Annotated in this window: 21 protein-coding genes; 9 read left to right on the top strand and 12 right to left on the bottom strand. The window is 63.3% G+C overall.

Translation table 11 applies throughout. The features are described from left to right. Nucleotides 1–54: 54 nt before the first annotated feature. Complete coding sequence (ndk, locus tag KBI52_RS23130; RefSeq protein ID WP_173948225.1) at nt 55–477, bottom strand: nucleoside-diphosphate kinase; 423 nt, start codon at nt 475–477, stop codon at nt 55–57. Between the two features lie 168 nt (nt 478–645). Between ndk and KBI52_RS23125 the strand changes: the two genes are divergently transcribed. Beyond that, the gene (locus KBI52_RS23125) at nt 646–1,050 is read left to right on the top strand and encodes a DUF2147 domain-containing protein (protein WP_210811893.1); all 405 of its coding nucleotides are present in this window, start codon (nt 646–648) and stop codon (nt 1,048–1,050) included. 244 nt (nt 1,051–1,294) lie between these two features. After that, nucleotides 1,295–3,283 (top strand): calcium-binding protein, encoded by a 1,989-nt coding sequence (locus tag KBI52_RS23120; RefSeq protein WP_210811892.1) that lies wholly within the window; start codon nt 1,295–1,297, stop codon nt 3,281–3,283. 151 nt (nt 3,284–3,434) lie between these two features. Here the strand turns inward: KBI52_RS23120 and KBI52_RS23115 are convergent, their stop codons facing one another. After that, nucleotides 3,435–4,142 (bottom strand): glutathione S-transferase N-terminal domain-containing protein, encoded by a 708-nt coding sequence (locus KBI52_RS23115; RefSeq protein WP_210811891.1) that lies wholly within the window; start codon nt 4,140–4,142, stop codon nt 3,435–3,437. Nucleotides 4,143–4,333: 191 nt separating this feature from the next. On the opposite strand from KBI52_RS23115, the gene KBI52_RS23110 reads away from it, so the two are divergent. Beyond that, on the top strand, nt 4,334–4,585 hold the full coding sequence (locus KBI52_RS23110) for a hypothetical protein (RefSeq protein WP_210811890.1): 252 nt from the start codon (nt 4,334–4,336) through the stop codon (nt 4,583–4,585). Between the two features lie 262 nt (nt 4,586–4,847). Here the strand turns inward: KBI52_RS23110 and KBI52_RS23105 are convergent, their stop codons facing one another. Beyond that, on the bottom strand, nt 4,848–5,306 hold the full coding sequence (locus KBI52_RS23105; protein WP_210811889.1) for a GNAT family N-acetyltransferase: 459 nt from the start codon (nt 5,304–5,306) through the stop codon (nt 4,848–4,850). Then, nucleotides 5,303–5,944 (bottom strand): glutathione S-transferase family protein, encoded by a 642-nt coding sequence (locus tag KBI52_RS23100; RefSeq protein WP_210811888.1) that lies wholly within the window; start codon nt 5,942–5,944, stop codon nt 5,303–5,305. Before KBI52_RS23100 ends, KBI52_RS23105 begins: the two co-directional genes overlap by 4 nt. A gap of 106 nt (nt 5,945–6,050) precedes the next feature. Between KBI52_RS23100 and KBI52_RS23095 the strand changes: the two genes are divergently transcribed. The 4 genes from KBI52_RS23095 to KBI52_RS23080 all read left to right on the top strand — a co-directional run bounded on the left by KBI52_RS23095 (nt 6,051) and on the right by KBI52_RS23080 (nt 9,296). Further along, nucleotides 6,051–6,461: a DUF4345 domain-containing protein gene (locus tag KBI52_RS23095; RefSeq protein ID WP_173948247.1), complete on the top strand. Its 411-nt coding sequence runs from the start codon at nt 6,051–6,053 to the stop codon at nt 6,459–6,461. A 94-nt stretch (nt 6,462–6,555) separates the two neighbouring features. Further along, nucleotides 6,556–6,828 carry a metal/formaldehyde-sensitive transcriptional repressor gene (locus tag KBI52_RS23090; protein WP_173948231.1) on the top strand — a complete coding sequence of 91 codons (273 nt, stop codon included), beginning with the start codon at nt 6,556–6,558 and terminating at the stop codon, nt 6,826–6,828. An 11-nt stretch (nt 6,829–6,839) separates the two neighbouring features. Beyond that, on the top strand, nt 6,840–7,676 hold the full coding sequence (locus tag KBI52_RS23085) for a nickel/cobalt efflux transporter (protein WP_210811887.1): 837 nt from the start codon (nt 6,840–6,842) through the stop codon (nt 7,674–7,676). A gap of 207 nt (nt 7,677–7,883) precedes the next feature. Continuing rightward, nucleotides 7,884–9,296, top strand: coding sequence for an adenylate/guanylate cyclase domain-containing protein (locus KBI52_RS23080; protein WP_173948233.1), 1,413 nt, complete (start codon nt 7,884–7,886; stop codon nt 9,294–9,296). A gap of 508 nt (nt 9,297–9,804) precedes the next feature. Here the strand turns inward: KBI52_RS23080 and KBI52_RS23075 are convergent. From KBI52_RS23075 to gatB, 4 genes are read right to left on the bottom strand one after another with little or no spacing between them, the layout of a single operon-like run. Then, nucleotides 9,805–10,326: a GNAT family N-acetyltransferase gene (locus KBI52_RS23075; protein ID WP_173948235.1), complete on the bottom strand. Its 522-nt coding sequence runs from the start codon at nt 10,324–10,326 to the stop codon at nt 9,805–9,807. Nucleotides 10,327–10,360: 34 nt separating this feature from the next. Continuing rightward, nucleotides 10,361–11,539 (bottom strand): acyltransferase, encoded by a 1,179-nt coding sequence (locus KBI52_RS23070; RefSeq protein WP_173948236.1) that lies wholly within the window; start codon nt 11,537–11,539, stop codon nt 10,361–10,363. Then, nucleotides 11,536–12,174 carry a GDSL-type esterase/lipase family protein gene (locus KBI52_RS23065; protein ID WP_210811886.1) on the bottom strand — a complete coding sequence of 213 codons (639 nt, stop codon included), beginning with the start codon at nt 12,172–12,174 and terminating at the stop codon, nt 11,536–11,538. The genes KBI52_RS23070 and KBI52_RS23065 overlap by 4 nt, the downstream gene beginning before the upstream one ends. Before the next feature lie 50 nt (nt 12,175–12,224). After that, nucleotides 12,225–13,700: an Asp-tRNA(Asn)/Glu-tRNA(Gln) amidotransferase subunit GatB gene (gene gatB, locus KBI52_RS23060; protein WP_210811885.1), complete on the bottom strand. Its 1,476-nt coding sequence runs from the start codon at nt 13,698–13,700 to the stop codon at nt 12,225–12,227. A 221-nt stretch (nt 13,701–13,921) separates the two neighbouring features. Between gatB and KBI52_RS23055 the strand changes: the two genes are divergently transcribed. Further along, on the top strand, nt 13,922–14,233 hold the full coding sequence (locus KBI52_RS23055) for an LPXTG cell wall anchor domain-containing protein (protein WP_210272179.1): 312 nt from the start codon (nt 13,922–13,924) through the stop codon (nt 14,231–14,233). 155 nt (nt 14,234–14,388) lie between these two features. Next, on the top strand, nt 14,389–14,916 hold the full coding sequence (locus tag KBI52_RS23050) for a hypothetical protein (RefSeq protein WP_210811884.1): 528 nt from the start codon (nt 14,389–14,391) through the stop codon (nt 14,914–14,916). Nucleotides 14,917–14,925: 9 nt separating this feature from the next. Here the strand turns inward: KBI52_RS23050 and KBI52_RS23045 are convergent, their stop codons facing one another. The 4 genes from KBI52_RS23045 to gatC form a co-directional block, all read right to left on the bottom strand. Beyond that, nucleotides 14,926–15,846, bottom strand: a complete 921-nt coding sequence (locus tag KBI52_RS23045; RefSeq protein ID WP_210811883.1) for a DMT family transporter — start codon at nt 15,844–15,846, stop codon at nt 14,926–14,928. Between the two features lie 119 nt (nt 15,847–15,965). After that, on the bottom strand, nt 15,966–16,265 hold the full coding sequence (locus tag KBI52_RS23040) for a hypothetical protein (RefSeq protein WP_173948241.1): 300 nt from the start codon (nt 16,263–16,265) through the stop codon (nt 15,966–15,968). 4 nt (nt 16,266–16,269) lie between these two features. Continuing rightward, on the bottom strand, nt 16,270–17,784 hold the full coding sequence (gatA, locus tag KBI52_RS23035) for an Asp-tRNA(Asn)/Glu-tRNA(Gln) amidotransferase subunit GatA (RefSeq protein WP_210811882.1): 1,515 nt from the start codon (nt 17,782–17,784) through the stop codon (nt 16,270–16,272). A gap of 89 nt (nt 17,785–17,873) precedes the next feature. Next, the gene (gene gatC, locus KBI52_RS23030; protein WP_173948243.1) at nt 17,874–18,161 is read right to left on the bottom strand and encodes an Asp-tRNA(Asn)/Glu-tRNA(Gln) amidotransferase subunit GatC; all 288 of its coding nucleotides are present in this window, start codon (nt 18,159–18,161) and stop codon (nt 17,874–17,876) included. Between the last annotated feature and the right edge of the window lie 449 nt (nt 18,162–18,610).

Below are 18,610 nucleotides of genomic sequence, written 5' to 3'. Positions count from 1 at the left end.
AAATGAAAAGGCCGCCCGAGGGCGGCCTAAACATGAGGGCTATGCCACGAAAGCTTAGCCGACGATCTCGTTGCCCGAGAAGAACTGGGCGATCTCGATCTTGGCGTTGTCCTGGCTGTCGGAGCCGTGGACCGAATTCTCGCCGATCGACTTGGCGTAGAGCTTGCGGATCGTGCCCTCGGCGGCGCTCTCCGGGTTGGTGGCGCCCATGATCTCGCGGTAGCGGAGAACGGCGTTCTCGCCCTCGAGGACCTGAACGACGACCGGGGCGGAGATCATGAAGTCCACGAGCTCGCCGAAGAAGGGGCGCTCCTTGTGGACCGCGTAGAAGGTCTCGGCCTCGCGGCGGCTCATGAGGATGCGCTTCTGAGCCACGATGCGCAGGCCGGCCTTCTCGATGACGGCGTTGATGGCGCCGGTGAGGTTCCGCTCGGTCGCGTCGGGCTTGATGATGGAGAAGGTACGCTCGATGGCCATGGCAACTCGCTTTGATCTGAGATGGGAATTGATGAAGTGCGGCGCTTATAGCGACGAGCCCCTCGCGCCTCAAGCGCCTTTTGCCCCCACCCGCTTGGAAAGCTTAACCGCCTCCCCTACTCTTCTGGATGAACGGCCCGGTGAATACCGGCATAGAGGGAGTCCCCCATGAAGCACGCGATCCTGGCCGCTTTCGGCCTTGCCCTGTTGACCGTCCCGGCCCAGGCTCAATCGGCAGACCCGAGCGGGACATGGCTGACCCAGAGCGGCGATACCCGGGTGAGGATTGCCAGATGCGGCGCCGTTTATTGCGGCACCATCGTGTCCTCGACCTACGAGAAGGATACCAATAACGCAGACCCGAAGCTGCGGGACCGCAACATCGTGGGCGTCCGGATGATCTGGGACGTCAAGCCTGAGGCGGACGGCTACGTCGGCCAGCTCTACAATCCGCAGGACGGCAAGACCTATACCGGCAAGCTCAAGCTCATGAGCCCGACCACCCTGCAGCTTTCCGGCTGCGTCCTCGGCGGACTGATCTGCCGGTCGCAGACCTGGACGAAGGCGAATTAGCTCCGAGCCCTGCACCACGCGATGGTTGTACCGGGTGCGGCCATCCAGGGCAGCCGACGGAATTTCGTGAGCCAAGCGAACCGATTGCCGGTGCAAGATTAACTCTGAGATTTCAGTTCGTCAGGACTGGCCGGGAACGACCTACAATCGTCCCTCAGAAGAAATTTTATTCCTAACACTGCTTGCGATATATAACTCTATAACATAATAAGGCCTTTAGCTGAGCCATAGCTGGAGTGCCGCCGTGACCGTTTACGTGATTGACGCATCGTCGCCCGTGCCGCCTTCGACTGAGGATTATGATGTCGCGCTCGCGCTGGAACGTAACGATACGGTCGTATTGGCTGAGGGTAGCTCGATTACCGCATCGGGCTATGGCTCCCGAGCGATCACGGGTTTGGACAACACCCTGCTGCTCAATGGGTCAGTACGCAGCGAGCAGGACGTAGCAATCTCAACCTCCGGACGGATCAACATCTCCGGCACCGGCTCGGTCTTCGGCCTGTCGGGAGGACTTTGGCTCGGCGATCCTATCCCCGGCGGGGGCGGCGCCAATATCGTGACCAATGCGGGCCTGATCAGTGGCAAGAGCAAGCTTGGCGCAGGCACGGCCGTGTTGCTTGAGACCCATGCGGGCACCCAGAACACGATCTTCAACTCGGGAACCATCATCGGCAGCGATGGAATCGTGGCCAACGGGTATGACACGGACACGGATAGTCTCGTCATCACGAATACTGGCCTGATCGAGGGCGTCGTTGCCATCTTCGGCCTTTGGAACGGGTCCACCACCGTCACCAACACCGGCCACATCAAGGGCGATGTCTGGCTCGGCGGAGACGGCTGGAACGAGCCGCGGGGGGCGTCGACGAACATCTACGACGGCCGCGGCGGCACCATCGACGGCAAGATCCTGTTCGGCGCCGGCAACGACATCGCCTATGGCGGCGACGGCGACGAAACCTTCGTGACGGGCCCCGGCACCAACTTTCTCGATGCCGGCGAGGGTGTCGACACGCTCGGTTTCACGCGCGGAGACTATTATCGCCTGGCCTGGCACAAGGTCGATCTGCGTATCACCGGCAAACAGCAGACCGGTAACGGGACTTGGGACACGATCCGCAACGTCGAGAACCTTACGGGCGCGCACAACACGGATCACTTCATCGGCAACGATGCCGCCAACTCCTTTACCGGCCTCGGCGGCAACGACACTCTCGACGGCCAAGCCGGCAACGATGTTCTCAGAGGTGGCGCGCACGACGACGTTCTGATCGGCGGAAGCGGCACCGACGTGGCGGTCTATGGCGGCAACTTTTCCGATTATACCGTCCAGCGAAAGGCCGACGGCAGCTTCTCCGTCGTGGACAACCGCACCGGGGATGGTCAGGACACGCTGACGGGCATCGAATATGCGCAGTTTGCCGATCGGACGATCGCACTGACCGCTTCGAACTCGGCTCCCACGTCTGTGAGCCTCGACGTCACAACCGTGAGCGGACGGGCCAAGGCCGGAGCCGTCGTGGGTCATCTGTCGGGGACCGATCCGGACGGCGACGCCCTGGGCTATTTCCTCGCGTCGAACCCGAACGGCCACTTCCGGATCCAGGGCGACGAGCTCATCGTGGCCAAGCCCTTCACGGCGGGGGAAACCACCGTCGAGCTCGTGGTGCGGGCAAGCGACCCAAAGGGTGCTTCCATCGACGCCCGAATTATCCTGCAGATCACACCGGACGGGATCGTGCCGGTCGCACCGGACGTTCCGGCGATCGACACGCCCACCGTCCCACTCCCGTCAGTTTCGCTCCCGCCGGCGTCCGTCACGGTCCGAGGGAGCAGAGGCGCCGACCGCCTCAAGGGGGGCGCCGGAGACGACGTGCTCAACGGCGGGCTCGGCCGCGACAAGCTTTCCGGCGGCGATGGTAGCGATACCTTCGTGTTCTCCACTAAGCTCGGCAAGACCAACGTTGACACGCTGACCGACTTCAGCGGCGTCGATACGATCAGGCTCTCGAAGGCCGTCTTCGGCGCGCTGCACAGGGGCCTGCTCGACGAGAGCGCCTTCGGGCTCGGCGCAAAGGCCGCAAACAAGGATGTGCGCATCCTTTACGACGCCAAGACGGGCAACCTGTTCTACGATGCCGACGGCTCGGGCAATGCCTTCGATTCGGTGAAGTTCGCACACGTCAAGGTGCACACGGCGATCGTTGCCGGCGACTTCATCGTCGCCTAGAAGCGCCGTAGCCTCCGGCCTTTCACGTCCATGGCCTCCGCAACACCCTCCTCGGGCAGGGATTCGAGGCATCGGCTCCGCACCGTGTCCACGAATGGATTCAAGGAGCCGCTCTGCGGAACGACGAACCCGGGAACGGCAGAATCAGATCCTACCGTGCCCTCTGGCCGAACAGCACCGCCTGGACCTTGGGGTCGGTCAGGTCGGTCTTCTCGCGGTCATCCGAGCTCACCTTGATGCCGCGCTGGACTGCCGGGCGGGCGAGCACGGTCTCGAGCCAGCGCTTCGCATGTGGGAACTCCTCGATATCCTGTCCTTGGCGGTCCCACAGCTTCGCCCAAGGGGCGATGGCCATATCGGCAATGGAGTATTCGCCTGCCACGAACTCCCGATCTTCGAGGCGCTTGTTCAGCACGCCATAGAGACGGTTGGTCTCGTTCGTGTAACGGTCGATGGCATAGGGCACCTTCTCCGGGGCGTAGATGCGGAAATGATGCGTCTGGCCGAGCATGGGGCCGAAGCCGCCCATCTGCCAGAACAGCCATTGATCGACCTCGACCCGCCCGCGCTCGTCCTGCGGATAGAATCGGCCTGTCTTGCGTCCGAGATATTGCAGGATGGCCCCGGACTCGAACACGGCGATCGGCTGCCCGTCGGGACCGTCCGGGTCGACGATGGCGGGCATCTTGTTGTTGGGAGAGATCGCCAGGAACTCCGGAGCGAATTGGTCGCCTTTGCCGATATTGATCGGATGGATCGCATAGGGGAGCCCGCATTCCTCGAGCATGATGGTGATCTTCCACCCGTTCGGGGTCGGCCAGTAATAGAGATCGATCGGGTTCTGCGCGGCAGCTGCCATGGAAAGCCTCTCCTTGCGTGACGACACGGGTCGGTGCCGGGACGTTAAGACATAAGATCGGAACTCGCACCCTCGTCTGCAATGAAATTCGGTGGAAAGGACGCAGGGCTGCCTTCCCGCGCTTGCATGTTTCATTGTTTCATCATGAGATGCCGCCTGCGCCTGACGGGCGCTCGAGAGGATGTCCCATGATGAACCGAGTTGTCAGTTTCGCCGTCGCGGCCGCGATGGCCCTGTCCATCGCAGGTGCCGCAGAGGCGGCCGCCGAGATGAAGCCGAAGAAGCAGCCGACGGCCGCCCAGATGGCTGCCCGCGAGCGCATGAGCAAGTGCAGCGCGGAGTGGAAGGAGGCCAAGTCCGGCGGCAAGCTTGCCAAGGACGCCAAGTGGCCGAAGTTCTGGAGCGAGTGCAACATGCGCCTAAAGGGCGGGATGAAGGCCTAACCTGTTCCGAGACACCGCTGTCGGCATCGCCGGGCTAGCGCATCGTGCGGAAAAGTGGACCCGGTTTTCGCTTGCGCGGCCCGCTGGGTCCGCCCCGAACGATGCGCCGCTTCAGGAAGTGAGCATCGGATCCGATCCCAAAAGTGGGTCCACTTTTGGCTCCGATGCTTTAGGCCGGCGATGCCGATGACAAGCGCTGCGTTCAAGACAATCGGTTGGTCGGCATGAGGCTGGCCGGCCATGACAGGCGAGTTGCTGACGATCAAAACTTCTTCTTGAAGCCCTCGTGGCTGCGGACGAAGCCGATATGCTCGTAGAACCGGTGCGCATCCGTGCGGGTCTTGTTCGAGGTGAGCTCCATGGCGGCCGCCCCATATGTACGGGCATGGTCTTCGGCGAAAGCCATCATCCGGGCGCCGATGCCGCCCGAGCGTCGCGCAGCCTTCACCTTGACGCTCTCCACCTTGACGCGCAGGGCGCCACGACCGGTGAGATTCGGAATGAACGTCAGCTGGAAGGTGCCGACGACCTCGTCGCCGTCCAGAGCCACGAACAGCCGGTTGTCGGGGCTTTGCTGGATGGCCGCGAAGGCGGCCTCGTAGGCGGGCCGCGTCTCGGGCGACCAAACGTCGCCATGGGAACCCAGCTCGTCTTCCTCGTGCAGACGAATGATCGCTTCGAGATCCCGCGCCTGTGCCTCCCTGATCGACAGAGCGCTCATGCGGCGGCCCGCGATTCCATAGGCAGCAGATCGGCACGCGCGCGGAATCCGGACAGAACTTCGACCCGCTTCGCCCATGCGCTCACCTGAGGATACTCCGCCGCGTCGATGCCGGCTTCGCCCGCAAAGGCGACGACCCCGTAGACATCGATATCGGCAATGGTCACGCCCTCCCCGACCAGCCACGCGCGGCCTGCAAGGTGACGTTCCAGGACCCCCAGAGCGTTCTTGGCCGCCATGATGCAATCCTCGACCACTTCGGGAGGCGCCTGACGGAAGCCCGCCTTGACCACGCGCGCCTTGTACAGAGGAGCCGCGAGACGGTCGAAATCCCAGTACATCCACTCGCGCACCTGCAGGCGCTCGTCGAGGTTCGCGCCTCCAAACCGGCCCGTCATGTCGGCGAGATATTCCAGGATTGCTGCCGACTGGCACAGGTGGCGTCCGCTGTTGCGATCGACCAGAAGGGGAACCTGGCCGTAGCGCTGCCGGGACAGATGGGGAGGCTGCTTGTGGTCTCCCTCCATCATGTTCACGTGCACGTAATCGAACGGTTCGCCCATCAGCGACAGAGCGAGAGCCACCTTGTAGGTCGGCCCCGAATAGCCGAATCCGTGCAGTTCGAACCGTGCCGGCATGATGCGATCCCCGATGAAGAAAATTCTGTGGCCGGGGACCCTAATCGATTGTTTCGTCCTCGGGAAGGAGCAGAATCTCAGGGCATTGGGGGACGCCATGACCGGTATGGAACGCGAACGAAAATTGCTCCAGCAGAGCGTGGCCATCGCGGCCGCCATTCCGGTCGCCACTGGCCTGTACGGTGTCCTGTTCGGACAGGCGCTCACGGGCGACGCGGTGAGTATATCAGCGGAAAGCCACTTCCGCTTCATGTCCGGCCTTCTGCTCGGCATCGGTCTCTGCTTCTGGAGCACCTTGCCCTCGATTGAGGTCAACACCGGACGCTTTCGGCTGCTGACCCTGCTCGTGGTCATCGGCGGCTTGGGCCGCCTGATCGGCCTCGCTCTCACCGGACTGCCATCCTTCTTCATGGTCGGCGGGCTGATCGTCGAACTCGTGGTCGCGCCTGTTCTCTGCCTGTGGCAGACGCGGGTCGCCAATCGTTATGCCGAGGAGTACGGCGTCGCTGAGCCCTGATCCCCTGCCACCTCGTGTACATCGACCCGGGCGGGCGAGAATGGCCTCGACATATATAGGGTACCCCCCTATATTATTTATCGGGAGGATCCATATGTCCCATACGGTTCGAGCCAAGTCCAAACTGCTCGCTCGCGTGCGCCGCATCCGCGGCCAGGTCGAAGCCATCGAACGGGCCCTCGAGAACGAACTCGGCTGCGCCGATGTGCTTCAGCTCGTCGCTTCCGTGCGAGGGGCCATGAACGGCCTCACGGCGGAACTGATCGAGGATCACATCCAGCATCACGTGGTGGAGCCCACGCAGGAAACCGACCGGATGCGCGGCGCCGACGAGCTGATCGATGTGGTCCGGACCTATTTGAAATAACGAGTTTTTTCATGCCTGACATCGCCCAGCTCATTCAGGCAGGTGTGGCCAATCCCTGGCTTTATCTGCCAGCCGCCATCCTGCTCGGCGCCCTGCATGCCCTGGAGCCTGGCCATTCGAAATCCATGATGGCAGCCTTCATCGTGGCCGTTCGGGGCACACCGGCCCAGGCGACCCTGCTGGGCATCTCGGCTGCCATTGGCCATACCATCGTCGTTTGGGCCTTGGCTCTCCTCGGTCTGTACCTGGGGGACAAGCTCATCCTCGACCGCGCGGAGCCCTGGCTTGTTCTGCTCTCGGGTCTGCTGATCATGGCGCTTTCGTTCCGCATTTTCTGGATGCTGAGGGCCGCGCACCACCATCATCACCATAGCCACGAGCATCATAGCCACGCTCATGATCACGGGCACAATCATGGTGATGGGCATTCCCATTCTGCGCATCATGATGAGGACGGGCATCTCGACGCCCATGCTGCGGCCCATGCACGCGAGGTTCGGGAGCGCTTCGGCGGCAACCGGCACGTCACGAATTTCGACATCGCTTGGTTCGGGTTCACCGGCGGGCTCCTCCCCTGCCCGGCCGCCATCGCGGTTTTGCTCATCTGCCTCCAGGCCAGGGCCCTCACGCTTGGCATCGGCATGGTGGCGGCCTTCAGCGTCGGCCTTGCGATCACATTGGTGACGGTGGGCATCGTGGCCGCCTGGGGAACCCATGCCCTCCGGACGCGATGGTCGGGTCTGGAGGAATGGGGGGAGCGGCTGCCCTATATCTCGGCTGGTCTCGTCTTCGTCATCGGAAGCACCATCGCTCTCCAGGGCCTATGGAAGCTTGGCCTTCTGGCGTGACTTCCTATCGTGATCCAAGGCCTCGCCTTGAACCGCATCAGGACTGACAGGGCCGCAGGCGCCCCTTCGCGCCGCTCCTTAATCACGTGCCTGACGGCGCCAGCTTTGCTATCATGGGGTTGAGGATCGGAATGTCAGCTCCGCATTCCGAGCCCTGGCGTGATGAGGCGGGCGGACCCAGTTCTGCCCCTCGAAGGAGGCTGCTGTATGGGCGAAGACGAGAGATTCCTCGCGATCCTTCGGCAATCCGCCGATGTCGATACGGATGTCGTCGCGGCGTTCGAGCGCCTGATCCGTCAGGCGCCGGATCACGAGTTGAACCGCATCAATGCACTTGCCTTCGCGGCGAGGAACGGGCTCGACGAGGATCGCGTCATCGCGGCGTTCCTTCACGCGGCCCGGCTCGGGGTGTTCGAGATGTCCTGGAACGTGCTCTGCCCCGGGTGCGGCGGGGTGCTCGAATCGGGGATGAGCCTCAAGTCGATCAATCAGAGCGAATACAGCTGCGCCCTCTGCGCTGCCGGTTATGAGCCGACGCTCGACGAGATGGTGGAGGTCACGTTCACCGTGAGCCCGCGCGTCCGGAAGATCGCGGCCCATGACCCGGACACGCTTCCGATGGACGAGTACATGCGGCAGATCTTCTGGGGATCAGGAGTCGACCTGCCAGAGGGTTTCGATCGCCTGATCGACGAGATCGTACTCGACGCCGTCGAACTGCCGCCCGGTGAGCGCGCGATCCTGTCCCTGCAGCTTCCCGCGGAATTCGTCATCGTCATGGATCCGGTCACCCATGCCGCCCATTTCATCGACGTCAAGGGCGAGCCTACCCGCGAGCGCCAGAGCCTCTCATTCGTCCTCAACGAGAGCCATCCGCAAAACGAGACCCTCGTCATGCAGCCGGGTCCGTTGCGGATCTCTCTCGAGAACCGCACGAACCGGCGCGTCCTGCCGGCCGTCTGGGTCGCCGGTCACGAACTGCACCACCTGCTGGAGCAAAGGCGCCCCTTCCTCACAGCGAAGCGCCTGTTGACGAACCAGACCTTCCGCGATCTCTACCGCACCGACACGCTCGACATCGATCAGCGCCTGAAGATCACCAGCCTGACCTTCCTGTTCACTGACCTGAAGGGTTCGACGGAACTCTACGAGCGCGTCGGCGATCTCGTGGCGTATGATCTGGTGCGTGAGCACTTCCGCGTCCTCAACGAGATCGTCGCTACCGACGGCGGTGCTGTGGTCAAAACCATCGGGGATGCGGTCATGGCGACGTTCTCTACGCCGGACCATGCGATCTCGGCGGCCCTGCGCATGCGCGATGCGATGCGCAGCCTCAACGAGCAGCGCGGCAGCGAGGACCTGCTGCTCAAGATCGGCATCCACGAGGGCCCGTGCCTCGCCGTGACCCTGAATGACCGGCAGGATTACTTCGGCCAGACGGTCAACATCGCCTCCCGCGTCCAAGGACTTGCCGTATCGCGCGCGATCTTTGCAACCGATTCGGTGGTCGAGAACCGGGAAGCTTCCCAGATCATCGAACTCAAGGGCCTGCGGCCCACTCTTCAGAAGACGGCGTTGCGCGGCATCAACGACGAGTTCCTGGTCTATGAGATTCCGTGAGAGATCTGCCTCGTCATCCACAATGTCAGGAACGTATGGGTGTCAACTGCGTCATCGCTGAGCTTGTCCCAGCAATCCCGATCCGAATAGCGCTGAGCCCGCCTCATCGGCATCACCGGCACACAACCGGTGATGCCATCTGTTTCTGATCATCGTCAGTCGCGCCCGCTCACGTCCTCGCCGATGTCCTTCAGCAGATGAGGGCTGAGCCTTGCACGAAGGGACACCGGCAGTTCTGAGTGCGGGCGAGTTTTTCGGGATGTCTGGCCGCGCTCGCGCACGGTCGGGATCAGGTCAATGCGAACGGTCATCCAGACGAGAGATAACGTAATCTGCTTCATCGAAACCTACAGCGTTGTTGAAGAAAAGGATTGCGGCGTGGGTGCATGGGGCAAGAATGTTGGCCATGTGACGCCTCCTTCGGCTGAGGTTGATGAAAAAGCGGCTGATAAATCAGCCGCTGGAACAGAATGTACTCCAACTCGATCGCTTTTGCCAGAGAAGAGGCTTAGAGCTTCTTCTCGAACCGATACTCCGCGGATCTCGAGATATCGGTGAGCTGGCGCTGGCCGTCGATCTGCGTGTAGCCCCACTGCGTGTAGAGCCGGTGCGCGGTCGTGAAGCGCGTGTCCGACCACAGGACCATGCGGTCTGCGCCCTTGAATCGGGCATGCCCCTCGGCTTGGCGCACGAGCAGGGACCCGAGTCCCTGTCCGCGCCGGTCGGAGCGTACATAGAGCCGGTGCAGTTCCGCTGCGCCCTTCTCAGGGAAATCCACCGCGACGCAGGCGCAGACCCGTCCGCGCTCGTCCTCGACCGCCCAGAACGCGCCATCGGTTGCGGCATATGACGAGCCGGCGGCACGCAAATCAGGCAGATCGTCGTGCGGATCAACGAAGCAGCCCGGATACTCCGCGTAGCAGAGCGCCAGGAGACCGAAGAGATCCTGTGCATCGGCATCCGCGACGGGTCTGATGGCCGGGATGGGATGCACCTTTGCGAGGAATGGCGCGGGAGGAGACATGGTCATGCTGTTCGGGCCCTGTTGAACGTGTTGCATGGACTTAGACGGATCTCGTGAGCGCGGAAGCCTCGATCCGCTTCCGCAGAAGCAGATTGCGGATGATCCCGGTTCGACGTTCGGTGACAAGCGAGAAACTGAAGGCTGTAATGAGTGCCCCGGCCAGAAGTCCCGCAAATGCCCCATAGGGAGCCGCCCCTGGCGCAACGAGAACCGGCGGCCAGCCATACCATTCGAGGAGACCGCCCAGAAAAACCGTGACGGGAACGTGAATAAGGTAAAGGGAATAGGAGAAATCTGCTCCGACGCGCACCGAACCTGCGATCGGGCACCATGACAGCAACCTCCGGTTCGCGATCGCAAGGGCGGTTCCGAGCCCGACCATGAGATCGGTGCCGAAGGGAGGTATGATCTGGAAGCGAGAGACGAGAAATCCGGTGGCGATCGCCGCAAGCCCCGCAAGACCTGCAACGAGCGGCATCGTGCGATCCCGAACGATCTGGGCAGCCAGGGTTCCGGCGAGCCAGATCATGAACCAGGGAGCCCATCTCAGGATCCCGCCCGCAAAGTGGTTGAGCCCCAGGAAGAGCACGACGGCGGCACCGATCTTGACGGATTTCGGTAGACGAGCGACGCCGATCCCGAACAGAAGGGGAGCGAGCAGATAGAAAGTCCATTCGAACCCCAGCGACCAGAGCGGCGGGTCCACCCCAAGCGGCTTGCAGAAGATCCCCTGCATGGCCACCAGGTTGCATGCCATCTGCCCCCAGGTCCAATCCGACGTGACTCCGATCGGCATCAAGGGACGCTCGCCAAAGAACCGAGTGCCACCGAGATAAGACCGCCCGATCCCGTCGAGCAGCAGGCTCAGGGCCAGCGCCGGCAGAAGGACGACGAAAATTCGGGCGAACCGGCTGGCGAAATAGGCCTGCGGATTGAACCTGGACTTCCCTATGGAGCGCCATACTCCGCCGCCGACTAGGAAGCCGCTGACGGCAAAGAATATCGCGACACCCTCTCGGTGAATACCTGTCACGAAGTAGAAGACCTTTGTGGTCAATCCCGCTTGGACGATGTCCTGGAAGCTCACGAAGAGGAGCCCGCGCGTATGCCCGAACAGCACCAGCAGAGCCGCTCCCAGGCGAAGTAAGTCCAGAAACGGCCAATGCGCACCGTTCGAAGGTGGAGCAGACTGGCCGCCTCGCTGGCTGACTTCCGTCATTGACGCTTCCTCCGGACCGTCTGTGCGGCAAGTGTCGTCTCGAGCATATCGTACAGAAGCTTGTAGGCCTGTACCGACAGATGGACCCCGTCGGTCGTTATCCCCGCCCTTGCGGCTCCGCTCCCGTCAGCAAAGGCATTCTGCAGATCGAGAAGGCCAGCCACGCGACCCTCCGCAACCTGAACGATGCGGCGGCTCAGGGACGCCATGGCATCAGGAGAATAGAAGCTGGTCAGTCGCTTGGCCTGCTCGATCGGCGGCGGTGTCAGCACGATGACGGGAACCTGTACGCCATTGAAATGCCCGATGATCCGCTCGAAATGCTCCGTGACGCCGTCGAGGGCGCTCTCCGTACAATCCTTCTTGGCGTCGTTGGTGCCTACGAGCAGCACCGCGACACTGGGCTCCGCCGATTCGAGGAGAAGCGGCACTCGAGGCTCCAAGGCCTCCGTCCAGATGCCGGAAAAGCCCGCATTGAGCACGGGAAGTGCGCCGATGCTGTTCCAGTAGAACGCCTCGACGATGGAATCGCCGATGAAGAGCAGACCGCCCGGCCCGACTGCGGCCTTGTGCGCGCTGATCACAATGTCGCGGATCAGCCAGTGTGGGGCGAAGGGGTTGGGCTGCGAGGTCACGAGGCCAGCGCCGACGACAATCCCGGCGGATCGGATCCGCCGGGCATGGCCTACTCGATCCCGAGCTTCTGCTTCAGGATCTCATTGAGCGCCTGCGGGTTGGCTTTGCCGCCCGTGGCCTTCATGGTCTGGCCGACGAACCAGCCGAGCAGGGTCGGCTTCGCCTTGGCCTGCTCCACCTTGTCCGGGTTGGCCGCGATGATCTCGTCCACGGCCTTCTCGATGGCGCCCGTGTCGGTCACCTGCTTCATGCCGCGCTTTTCCACGATCTCGCGCGGATCGCCGCCCTCCGTGAAGACGATCTCGAACAGGTCTTTGGCGATCTTTCCGGAGATCACGTTCTCTCCGATCAGCTCGATGATGGCGCCGAGCTGCGCGGCCGAGACCGGCGATCCCGTGATGTCCTTGCCCTCCTTGTTGAGGCGTCCGAACAGCTCGTTGATCACCCAGTTCGCCGCGGCCTTGCCGTCGCGGCCCTTGGCAACCTCTTCGTAGAAATCGGCGGAGGCGCGTTCGGCCACGAGCACGCCGGCGTCGTAACTCGGCAGACCGTAATCGGCCATGAAGCGGGCCTTCTTCTCGTCCGGCAGTTCCGGCAGGTGCTGGGCGAGATCGTCCACGTAAGCCTGGTCGAACTCGAGCGGCAACAGGTCCGGATCGGGGAAGTAGCGGTAATCGTGAGCCTCTTCCTTCGAGCGCATGGAGCGGGTCTCGCCCTTGCCCGGATCGTACAGGCGGGTCTCCTGGTCGATTTTGCCGCCGTCCTCCAGGATCGCGATCTGACGGCGCGCCTCGACCTCGATGGCCTGGCCGATGAACCGGATGGAGTTGACGTTCTTGATCTCGCAGCGGGTGCCGAACTCCTCGCCGGGACGGCGGACCGAAACGTTCACGTCGGCGCGAAGGTTGCCCTTGTCCATGTCGCCGTCGCAGGTGCCGAGATAGCGCAGGATCGTGCGCAGCTTGGTCACATAGGCGCGCGCCTCGTCGGCCGAACGCAGGTCCGGCTTCGAGACGATTTCCATCAGGGCCACGCCGGAACGGTTGAGATCAACAAAGCTCAGGGTGGGATGCAGGTCGTGGATCGACTTGCCGGCGTCCTGCTCGAGATGCAGGCGCTCGATGCGCACCGTGATGGTCTCGCCGGACTCCGGCACGTCCACGATCACCTCGCCCTCGCCCACGATCGGGCTCTTGTACTGGCTGATCTGGTACCCCTGCGGCAGATCCGGATAGAAGTAGTGCTTGCGGTCGAAAGTGCTGCGCAGGTTGATCTCGGCCTTGAGACCGAGGCCGGTACGGATCGCCTGACGGACGCATTCCTCGTTGATCACGGGCAGCATGCCCGGCATAGCCGCGTCCACCAAGGATACGTGGCTGTTCGGATCGCCCCCGAAAGCCGTCGAGGCGCCGGAGAACAGCTTGGCTTGGCTCGTCACCTGCGCGTGGATCTCCATGCCGACGACGATTTCCCAATCGCCTGTCGCACCTTTGATGAGCTTCTTCGGATTGACCGGAGCGTTCATGACCCTCGCGCCTTTATCTCTTGCCTTCGCCTGCTCGGAGTACGAGCGACCCTCAAAAGGGTCAACCCCTTTCGAGATGAACGGGCGTTCAGAATGCTTAACCTAACGTTAAGATTAGAAGAATTTTATGCACAGATTTCGAAAATAATTGCCACGCTCCGGTGAAACCCGATCCCACATGACGCGTTGTTCGGGAGGTAAAACGGTCAAGGAGTTTCAAAATGGCTATGGATCCTATGGATCGCGAACCGAACGTGTACAATCGCGAGACCAACGTCTACGATAATACAGGCCGGGGTTCGAACACTCTTGCTTATGTGATCGGCGGTCTTGTTGTCGCGCTAGGCCTTCTGGCCTTCCTCTTCTATGATGGCGGCAGCAACGAACCGAGCACAACCGGCAGCACCGGCACCCAGACGGAAAGCTCTTCGCCGAGCACCAGATCGACCGCTCCGGCCACACCGGCGGCCCCGGCTGCTCCCGCAGCTCCGGCGACCCCGTCCTCTCCGTCGGCTCCCGCCAATCCGCAGTAACCTCGCGTCCCGCGTAACACTGCGCATGATGGGTCTGACCTTCCGGTCAGACCCATTTTTCGTACGAGCGGCCATCCCCTTCCTGAGGAACCAAGCGGAAGAGCAGGCGGTTAGGCTTGGAAAATCGCCCGCCACCAACCTTGGAGACAATCAAGATGGCCAGCAAATCGAGCTTCACCGCAGAGGAATGGTCCCGCGTCGTCGCGAGCCCGGTTGTCGCCAGCATGGCCATCACGGCGGCAGACCCGGGCGGTCTCTGGAGCCTGCTCCAGGAATCCATGTCGAGCGGCTGGGCGCTTCTGGAGGCGAAGCAGGATGCGCAGGCCACGCCCCTCGTGAAAGCGGTTGCCGAGGACATTGCCAACACCGATACCCGAAACGCCGTGCGGGAATCCTTCCAGGCTCAATTCAAGGGCAGCCAGTTCGCCGACATCAAGGGCAAGGCCATCGAGGAGCTTCACGCCGTCTCGGGGCTGCTCGACGCCAAAGCGCCCGACGAGGCGGCCGCGTTCAAAGCGTGGCTGTTCAGCGTCGCACGCAAGTCCGCGGAGGCCGGGAAGGAAGGCGGCTTTCTCGGCTTCGGCGGCGTGGCCGTGAGCGATGCCGAAAAGGCCACGTTGGCGGAGATCGCCACGGCGCTCGGCAGCCCGGCGGGGTCGGGCGCCGGACTGGCGGAGACCTAAAGGCGGATTTCATGCAGCCTGAACGGCAGCCTTCCGGGTCCTTTCAGGCACGGTCATGAAGGCCACACCGGCAAGGATGCAGAGAAGACCGATCCAGGCCGCTTCGCTGAGGCTCTCCCCAAGGAAATACGCCCCGATGGCGATCCCGATGGGTGCCCGCAGATAGGCCTGGGCCGTGGCGCCCACCGAGCCGAGAGTCCGGATCAGACGGAAATAGATCGCGAAGGCCAGGGCGGTCGAGAACACGGCCAGTCCGGCCAGCGCCAGGATCGAGGCTCCTGACGGAGCCAGCGTCCACGGCCGATCAACGATCAGGCTCAGGGGCAGTAGGATCACGGCCCCGGACAGGAGCGATCCGGCCGCCGGCGACATCGGGTCGAGATTCTTGAACGTACGGCCGAAGATGGCTGCTCCCGCGTAGCAGACCGTGGCCAGCACGACGGCGAGCTGCGCGGTCAGCTCCTGGCCGACATGGGCGAAGGCTTGGCTGCCGACGATGATACATGTTCCGGCAAGGCCCAGGACGACCCCAGCGAGCTTTCGGAGCGACGTCGCCTCATGCTGGGACCAGAGCCATGTGATCAGGAACGTGAAGACTGGCGTCATCGAGTTCAGGATGACCGCCAGACCCGCATCGATGGATCTCTCCGCCCAGGCGATCAGCGTAAACGGCATGACGCTGTTGAGGCAGGCCTGAACGGCGAAGTTGCGCCAGCTCGCCCCGTCCCGTGGCAGGCGGATCCCGCGCCACCGCATGATCAGCACAAGGATCCCTCCCGCGATCAGCGTGCGGGCGGCGATCAGGGTGACGGGCGGGATCGTGTCGATGCCGATTTTGATGAAGGTGTAGGACGACGCCCACAGCGTCGCGAGAACGAGCAGGAGCGAGAGCTCGACGGCATGGTTGGGCTTCGGTTGGCTCGTCGCCATGAGTTCAGTTCCGTGTGCTGTGGTGGACGGCAGCACGAATCTGACACAGGCCAGGACCTAAGTCGCCTTACGATGCTTCGGCGCCGGCCGAACTGTGGCACAAGGACAATCGGGGCCGACTACCGCCTCGCCACTCGCCGAGCCGCAAACGCGGCGCTTGCCCAGAGCAGCCCGGCGACGAAGCGAACCGGGAACAGGGTCAGCGCGTCCGAACGCACAGGGGCAATCCAGGGCACGCCCATGCTGCTGATGGCCCAGGAGACGAGCGCCGATACAGCGAGCGCGATCATGCCGACGATCAACACCTTGCCGAACTGGTCGGCCTTCCAGCCGAGCCAGACAGCGACGAGGATCAGAACAGGATCGAAGGCGGCAGGCAGCCAGTCCCAGAGGTGAATGACGGGAACCGTGGGATGCACGTCGTCATGCCCACCAGGCCTGCGGCAGCGTGAGGCGGCCGGCAGAATCCTCGATCACCTGGCCGGCCGCGAAGAGGGTTTCCTCGTCGAACGCGCGACCGATGAGCTGGAGCCCCAGCGGCAACCCCTGGGCATCGAGCCCGGCCGGCACGGCAATGCCCGGCAGGCCTGCCATGTTCACCGTCACGGTGAAGATGTCGTTGAGATACATCTCGACCGGATCGCCCGAGCCCTTCTCGCCAATGCCGAAGGCGGACGATGGGGTGGCCGGGGTCAGGATCGCGTGCACGCCCTGGGCGTAGACCTCCTCGAAGTCCCGCTTGATCAGGGTGCGCAGCTTCTGCGCCCGGACGTAATAGGCGTCGTAATACCCCGCCGAGAGCACATAGGTACCGATCATGATGCGGCGCTTGACCTCGCGGCCGAAGCCCGCCGCACGGGTCTTCTCATAGAGATCGACGATGTCCCGGCCGTTCTCGCGCAGGCCGTAGCGCACGCCGTCGTAACGGGCGAGGTTCGAGGAAGCCTCAGCCGGCGCAACGATGTAGTAGGCGGGCAGCGCGTACTTGGTGTGCGGAAGCGACACCTCGACGATCTCGGCCCCGGCGGCGCGCAGCCACTCGGCGCCCTGATGCCAGAGCTGCTCGATCTCGGGCGACATGCCGTCGATCCGGTATTCCTTGGGAATGCCGATCTTGAGACCCTTCACGCCCCGAGAAACCGCAGCCTCGAAATCGGGCACCGGCAGGTCCACGCAGGTGGTGTCCTTGGGGTCGGGCCCGGCCATGGAGCGGAGCATGATGGCCGAATCCCGCACGGAGCGGGTGATCGAGCCGGCCTGATCGAGCGACGAGGCGAAGGCCACGGTGCCCCAGCGGGAGACGCGCCCATAGGTCGGCTTGATGCCGACCGTGCCGGTGAACGCCGCCGGCTGGCGGATCGATCCGCCGGTGTCCGTCGCGGTGGCGCCCAGGCAGAGGTGAGCGGCAACGGCCGCCGCCGACCCGCCCGAGGAGCCGCCGGGCACCAGATGAGTGCCCTCGATGGCCCCGGAGGCTCCGGCGCTCACATTCGAGCCCTCGCGCCGCCAGGGCGACACCACCGGCCCGAAGGCGCTGGTCTCGTTGGACGAGCCCATGGCGAATTCGTCCAGATTGAGCTTGCCGAGCATCACGGCGCCGTCGTTCCAGAGGTTCCGGGTGACCGTCGACTCATAAGGCGGGATGAAATTGCCGAGGATCTTGGAGCCGGCCGTCGTGGTGACGCCCTCGGTGCAGAACAGGTCCTTGATTCCGAGCGGGATACCCTCGAGCGCCCCTCCCTCACCGCGGGCGATCTTCTCGTCCGAGGTCTTGGCCATGGCGAGCGCCTTCTCGGGCGTCTCGACCAGATAGGCGTTGAGCGCCCTCGCCTTCTCCATGGCGGCGAGATGGGCCTGCGCCAGCTCGGTCGCGGAAAAGGTCTTGGCCTTCAGGCCGTCGCGGGCTTCGGCAATCGTGAGATGGGTCAGTTCGGTCACGGGACTGGATCTCTTGTCTCGGCGCCTCGAGCGGGATCGTCCCGGCCATCTGCGCCTTCATTTCAGGATCGGTGGGAAGGCTCGCGGCCCTACTCGACCACCTTCGGCACCAGGAAGAAGTTGTCTTCCGTTGCCGGAGCGTTTTCGACGATCTTCTCGGGAATGCCGCCATCGGTCACGCCATCCTGGCGCTTCTTCATGACCATGGGCGTCACGGAGGTCATCGGCTCGACGCCCTCGACATTCACCTCGTTGAGCTGCTCCACGAAGGAGAGAATCGCGTTGAGCTCGCCCTGGAGATGGGGCACCTCCGCATCCGTCACGGCAATGCGCGCCAGATGGGCGATGCGGCGGACCGTTTTCTCATCGACCGACATGAATGGTCATACCCCTTGGAAATCTGCTGGCCGGCCTATAGCACCCGCCCGCCTCGCGGGGCAACGCTGGATGTGACGGGACGGGCCTCTCCTGTCTTCGGCGTGGCCTGAGGATGATACCCTCCCCCAGTCATCACTGGCCGTTCCCTCATCCGCACGTCATGGCCACCCTCCGCCTGTCCTGGCACCCACCCCGTCATGGCCGGGCTTGTCCCGGCCATCCCGCTGCGGTGAGGCGCGGCGCTCTTCCCCGCCACCTTCCGTCCGTCCTAACACCCTCGACGTCATGGCCGGGCTTGTCCCGGCCATCCCGTTCATGTGAAGCGCGGCGTTTCGAGCCATCGGGATCACCGGCACAAGGCCGGTGATGACGGGCCGAGCGTCGGAGTGGTGGACAGGTGTGGGTGAGGTCATGTTCTCACTTTGTTCTTGACAGCGGGTGCAAGCTA

It is taken from the genome of Microvirga sp. HBU67558 (genome assembly GCF_018069605.1).
Lineage (GTDB): Bacteria > Pseudomonadota > Alphaproteobacteria > Rhizobiales > Beijerinckiaceae > Microvirga > Microvirga terrae.
This window is presented reverse-complemented; position numbering and strand designations above follow the sequence as displayed.

Excerpts from the sequence above, each read along its gene's own strand:
- ndk (WP_173948225.1), bottom strand. The coding sequence starts at position 477 with ATGGCCATCGAGCGTACCTTCTCCATCATCAAGCCCGACGCGACCGAG.
- KBI52_RS23125 (WP_210811893.1), top strand. The coding sequence starts at position 646 with ATGAAGCACGCGATCCTGGCCGCTTTCGGCCTTGCCCTGTTGACCGTC.
- KBI52_RS23115 (WP_210811891.1), bottom strand. The coding sequence starts at position 4,142 with ATGGCAGCTGCCGCGCAGAACCCGATCGATCTCTATTACTGGCCGACC.
- KBI52_RS23110 (WP_210811890.1), top strand. The coding sequence starts at position 4,334 with ATGAACCGAGTTGTCAGTTTCGCCGTCGCGGCCGCGATGGCCCTGTCC.
- KBI52_RS23105 (WP_210811889.1), bottom strand. The coding sequence starts at position 5,306 with ATGAGCGCTCTGTCGATCAGGGAGGCACAGGCGCGGGATCTCGAAGCG.
- KBI52_RS23100 (WP_210811888.1), bottom strand. The coding sequence starts at position 5,944 with ATGCCGGCACGGTTCGAACTGCACGGATTCGGCTATTCGGGGCCGACC.
- KBI52_RS23095 (WP_173948247.1), top strand. The coding sequence starts at position 6,051 with ATGGAACGCGAACGAAAATTGCTCCAGCAGAGCGTGGCCATCGCGGCC.
- KBI52_RS23090 (WP_173948231.1), top strand. The coding sequence starts at position 6,556 with ATGTCCCATACGGTTCGAGCCAAGTCCAAACTGCTCGCTCGCGTGCGC.
- KBI52_RS23085 (WP_210811887.1), top strand. The coding sequence starts at position 6,840 with ATGCCTGACATCGCCCAGCTCATTCAGGCAGGTGTGGCCAATCCCTGG.
- KBI52_RS23080 (WP_173948233.1), top strand. The coding sequence starts at position 7,884 with ATGGGCGAAGACGAGAGATTCCTCGCGATCCTTCGGCAATCCGCCGAT.
- KBI52_RS23075 (WP_173948235.1), bottom strand. The coding sequence starts at position 10,326 with ATGACCATGTCTCCTCCCGCGCCATTCCTCGCAAAGGTGCATCCCATC.
- KBI52_RS23070 (WP_173948236.1), bottom strand. The coding sequence starts at position 11,539 with ATGACGGAAGTCAGCCAGCGAGGCGGCCAGTCTGCTCCACCTTCGAAC.
- gatB (WP_210811885.1), bottom strand. The coding sequence starts at position 13,700 with ATGAACGCTCCGGTCAATCCGAAGAAGCTCATCAAAGGTGCGACAGGC.
- KBI52_RS23055 (WP_210272179.1), top strand. The coding sequence starts at position 13,922 with ATGGCTATGGATCCTATGGATCGCGAACCGAACGTGTACAATCGCGAG.
- KBI52_RS23050 (WP_210811884.1), top strand. The coding sequence starts at position 14,389 with ATGGCCAGCAAATCGAGCTTCACCGCAGAGGAATGGTCCCGCGTCGTC.
- KBI52_RS23045 (WP_210811883.1), bottom strand. The coding sequence starts at position 15,846 with ATGGCGACGAGCCAACCGAAGCCCAACCATGCCGTCGAGCTCTCGCTC.
- gatC (WP_173948243.1), bottom strand. The coding sequence starts at position 18,161 with ATGTCGGTCGATGAGAAAACGGTCCGCCGCATCGCCCATCTGGCGCGC.